Origin of the sequence: Gemmobacter megaterium (assembly GCF_900156815.1) — a bacterium.
GTDB classification, from domain to species: Bacteria; Pseudomonadota; Alphaproteobacteria; order Rhodobacterales; family Rhodobacteraceae; genus Wagnerdoeblera; species Wagnerdoeblera megaterium.
The window spans coordinates 1-3,268 of sequence record NZ_FTOT01000031.1 but is presented as its reverse complement, the minus strand read 5'-3'; the positions used below and the strand labels follow the sequence as shown (position 1 = coordinate 3,268).

The 3,268-nt window shown below is 65.4% G+C and carries 4 protein-coding genes and 2 pseudogenes; 2 read left to right on the top strand and 4 right to left on the bottom strand.

Translation table 11 applies throughout. The annotated features are described in order from the left end of the window. Positions 1-95: 95 nt before the first annotated feature. Both BW970_RS20100 and BW970_RS20095 read left to right on the top strand, forming a co-directional pair. Positions 96-791, top strand: a pseudogene (locus BW970_RS20100) (lytic transglycosylase domain-containing protein); the annotation flags it as partial. Next, positions 788-1,585 (top strand): type IV secretion system protein, encoded by a 798-nt coding sequence (locus BW970_RS20095; protein ID WP_076534721.1) that lies wholly within the window; start codon positions 788-790, stop codon positions 1,583-1,585. The pseudogene BW970_RS20100 and the gene BW970_RS20095, both read left to right, overlap by 4 nt. Here the strand turns inward: BW970_RS20095 and BW970_RS20090 are convergent. From BW970_RS20090 to BW970_RS20675, 4 genes and pseudogenes are all read right to left on the bottom strand, one after another. Beyond that, positions 1,560-2,183, bottom strand: a complete 624-nt coding sequence (locus tag BW970_RS20090; RefSeq protein WP_083701411.1) for an antitoxin of toxin-antitoxin stability system — start codon at positions 2,181-2,183, stop codon at positions 1,560-1,562. The two genes, BW970_RS20095 and BW970_RS20090, sit on opposite strands and share 26 nt — an antisense overlap. Further along, positions 2,176-2,595: a hypothetical protein gene (locus tag BW970_RS20085; RefSeq protein WP_028030772.1), complete on the bottom strand. Its 420-nt coding sequence runs from the start codon at positions 2,593-2,595 to the stop codon at positions 2,176-2,178. Before BW970_RS20085 ends, BW970_RS20090 begins: the two co-directional genes overlap by 8 nt. A 75-nt stretch (positions 2,596-2,670) precedes the next feature. Further along, positions 2,671-2,868, bottom strand: coding sequence for a hypothetical protein (locus BW970_RS20080; RefSeq protein WP_076534719.1), 198 nt, complete (start codon positions 2,866-2,868; stop codon positions 2,671-2,673). Between the two features lies 1 nt (position 2,869). Continuing rightward, positions 2,870-3,160 (bottom strand): annotated as a pseudogene (locus BW970_RS20675) (DUF6915 family protein); the annotation flags it as partial. Positions 3,161-3,268: the final 108 nt, after the last annotated feature.

The window sequence follows — 3,268 nt, the reverse complement described above, 5'->3', positions numbered from 1 at the left end:
TCAATGCACTCGGCACTGCCGAGATTGAACGCGTGGCCTGAACCCAACGGGGAAAGGGGCGCGTCTGGCCGCAGCCGGACTTCTGCAACAATGCCCAGTGGCGCTGCCTTCTGCAGGCGCTGATCTGGCAGGAAAGCCGCTTCCAGATCGGGGCGCGCTCCCCCGTGGGGGCGTTTGGCCTCACCCAGATCATGCCCGGCACGGCGGGCGATCTCGGGATCTACCCGGCCTATTACGACGACCCTTGGCTGCAGGTGACGGGGGGCGCCCGCTACCTCGCGCAGATGCTGAACATGTTCGATGGTAACATCATCCACGCGCTCGCGGCCTATAACGCAGGCCCGGGCAACGTTCAGAACTACGGCGGCGTCCCGCCCTTTGCGGAAACCCAGCATTACGTCGTGGTGATCCCGCAGCAGTACAACAGCTACCTCGCCGCCGTGGGCGGCATCGATGCGCTCGGCACCATCGACCCGGTGCTTCTGGCGAACGCGAGCTTCAGCCTCTCGGCCCATGGTGCAGGCGTTTATGGCGACTACTCGCTGGTCTCTGTCCGCGCTGCAGCCCTGCGTGTGCAGGACATCATCACCCGCATCGGCGAGACGGAAGACCTGCACGAGGCCATCGCGCTCAACACCTATGCGCGCGCCGAACTGGCCCGACTGGTCGCGATCCGCACCCGGATCAAGGCCGCCCACACCCAGCCGCTGAGCGAGGAACAACTCGCCATGGCCGCGGCCCAAGCCGCCGAGCGGCAATTCATGGATTTCACCCAGGAGACATTGCGATGATCCGGCGCTTGCGCATTTCCCTCACCACCACCGCCGCGACCGTCGTGCTGGCCACTACCCTTGCGGGTCCTGGCGCAGCACAGGGCGTGCCCACGGTCGACACCCAGAACATCGCCCAGGAAATCCGCCAGCTTCAGCAGATGCTGCAGGATTTCGGGATCCAGACCGATCTTCTGGACAATGCGCTGGCACAGCTCGACCTCCTGCAGCAGCAGTTCGATCAGCTCGAGGAGATGTATGCCTCGCTGACCGGGCCGCGCAGCATCCTCGGTCTCGCTATGGGCGGTGACCTCGACAATCTCCTCCAGGCCAATTTCGAAGACATCCCCGATCTGATCCGAGGCATCCAGGCGGGCGACTGGTCGAGCCTGATCGGCCCCAACGCGGGGCCCCTGCGCACGCAGATGGAACAGGCGCTTGCCAGTGCTGGCTTCGACGAGGACTCGCTGCGCGAAATCGCCACCAGCGGCAATCCCGGCGCGGAAGGTGTCGCGACACGGGCCACGACCGGTGCCGTGATGTCGGCGGCGGCCCAGAACAGCCACGCCGAGGCAGCGCAATCCCTCGAACGTGTCGAACAGCTTGTCGCGATGATCCCCGACATGGAGGACCTGAAGGCATCGATGGACCACAACACCCGCGTCACGGCGGAACTGGCCATCGCCATGACGCGGATGTGGGAACTTGAAGCCATCCAGACCCTCGGCGCAGGCAATGCGGGCGTGGTGGATGCCGCCACCGTCGCCGAAGAGCGCCGTTACATGGACTTCACCCTGCCGAGCCTCGCGCCATGAGCAAGGCTCCAGACATGACAGCAGGTATGAGCACGCGAGAACTCGTCGAAGAGGAACTGATGTAGAGCCACCGGGCCAGATCACGCAGCGCCTCGGTCACGGTCTCCTCCGCATCCTCCGTTGGCGGCTGCCAGGTCGGGCTGTCGCGCGTGACATCGACCGACATGGTGTATTCGTGGTTGTAGCGGCCACGGTGGCTGGCCTCGGCGGCCAGCTGGTAAAAATTGCGCCGCTGGAGGGCCTGCAGCCGGTCGGCGATGCTGTGCAAGGTTGCGTCCTGTGGCGCGTAATCCCGGATGTGCGCGGCCGCGCCCTTGGCGTGGGACCAATAGCCCTCGAAGCAGGCTCCGTCGCCCTGGCTCCAGAAGCCGGAGAACCAGATGCTGGGCTTGGCCCGCGTCCCGCCGCCCATCAGGCGGACGGGGGTGGTCTTCAGCCGGATGCCGAGGATTTCGCAGACCCGCTCGAAATCCTCGTAGACCGCGTCCCACCAATCGTCATGGGGGCCAAGCTCGCGATACCAGCTGCGGGCCTTTTCCTTGGCGGCATCTGAAAGTTCTGGGAACTGGTAGACGGTGGTGCAGATGAGCTCAGGCATCGATGTCCTCCCCGTTGAGAGCCGCGGCCAGCCATTCGTGACTGCTGGTCCAGCCGAAGGATTTCCGCGCACCGAGATCGATGACATGCGCGCCGCCGCCGAAGGCGTCGAGGCGCGGCCGGGAGCAGGTCAGGGCGTACTGGAACCCCCAGAGGCCGGCGAGGTCGATCTCTTCCGCAAGGCGCAACACGAAGCGGATGACGGCTTCGACATCGCCGTGGTCGTCGTCATGGATCCAGATGGCGCTGCCCTCGGGCGCGTCCTGGAGCACGAGATCAAAGCCTGCGACCTCCGGGTCGTCTGCGTCCTGATCTGCGGCGCGAAGTTCTTGGAACAGCGCGAGCGCGCGGGCAGCCTTGTCGGGGGTGCCGACATCGAGCAGGCACGAGAAATGGGTGAAGTAATCCGCCATGGGGACCTCCTGAATGGGAAAGACCCGGCCGAGAGGCCGGGCACTCGATTGGGATGAAGGGGTGGTCGGGGGCGATTAGCCTGTGGAACTGTCGCCCGCCGTCTGTCGCGCGGCATGCGCGCAGAGCATCTGCCGGTAGAAGCGCTTGCGTGCGATCCGGAAGCCGCGAACGGCGCGCGTGTCGGGGTGCAGCGCACGGACCGCTGCCCGCAGGACGGCGTAGGGCGACGCCGTCAAGGGCAAGCCGAGGCGCTGATAAGCCGGATCGATCATGTCAGCTGACCTCGACCACGGGCGAGGCGAAATGCGGATCGACCAGCGCTTCGATATGCGCCGACCGGCCCATCCAAGGCTCGGGCCGGATGGCCTTCACCCAGTCGGCAAAGCTCGGAATGAAGCCCAGGTCTTCCTTCACATGCTGCTCGCCAACCCAGCGGGTCGGGATGATGCGCCCGGTCGAAAGCGTGAGGGTCGGACCGAAAATCGTCTCAGCCATGAAGATGCCCTCAGCATGGTGGCGGAGCGCCCGGTGCCGAAAGTCCGCAGTGATCTCCTTGCTCTGGTCGATTATGTGGACAGGGCTCTGTTGCACAAATCGGCTGATGGCCGGGGTTCCCCTTTCCCCGGACAGACTTATCCCACGGGCTCTGTGACAGGGATGCCGAGCGCGGTG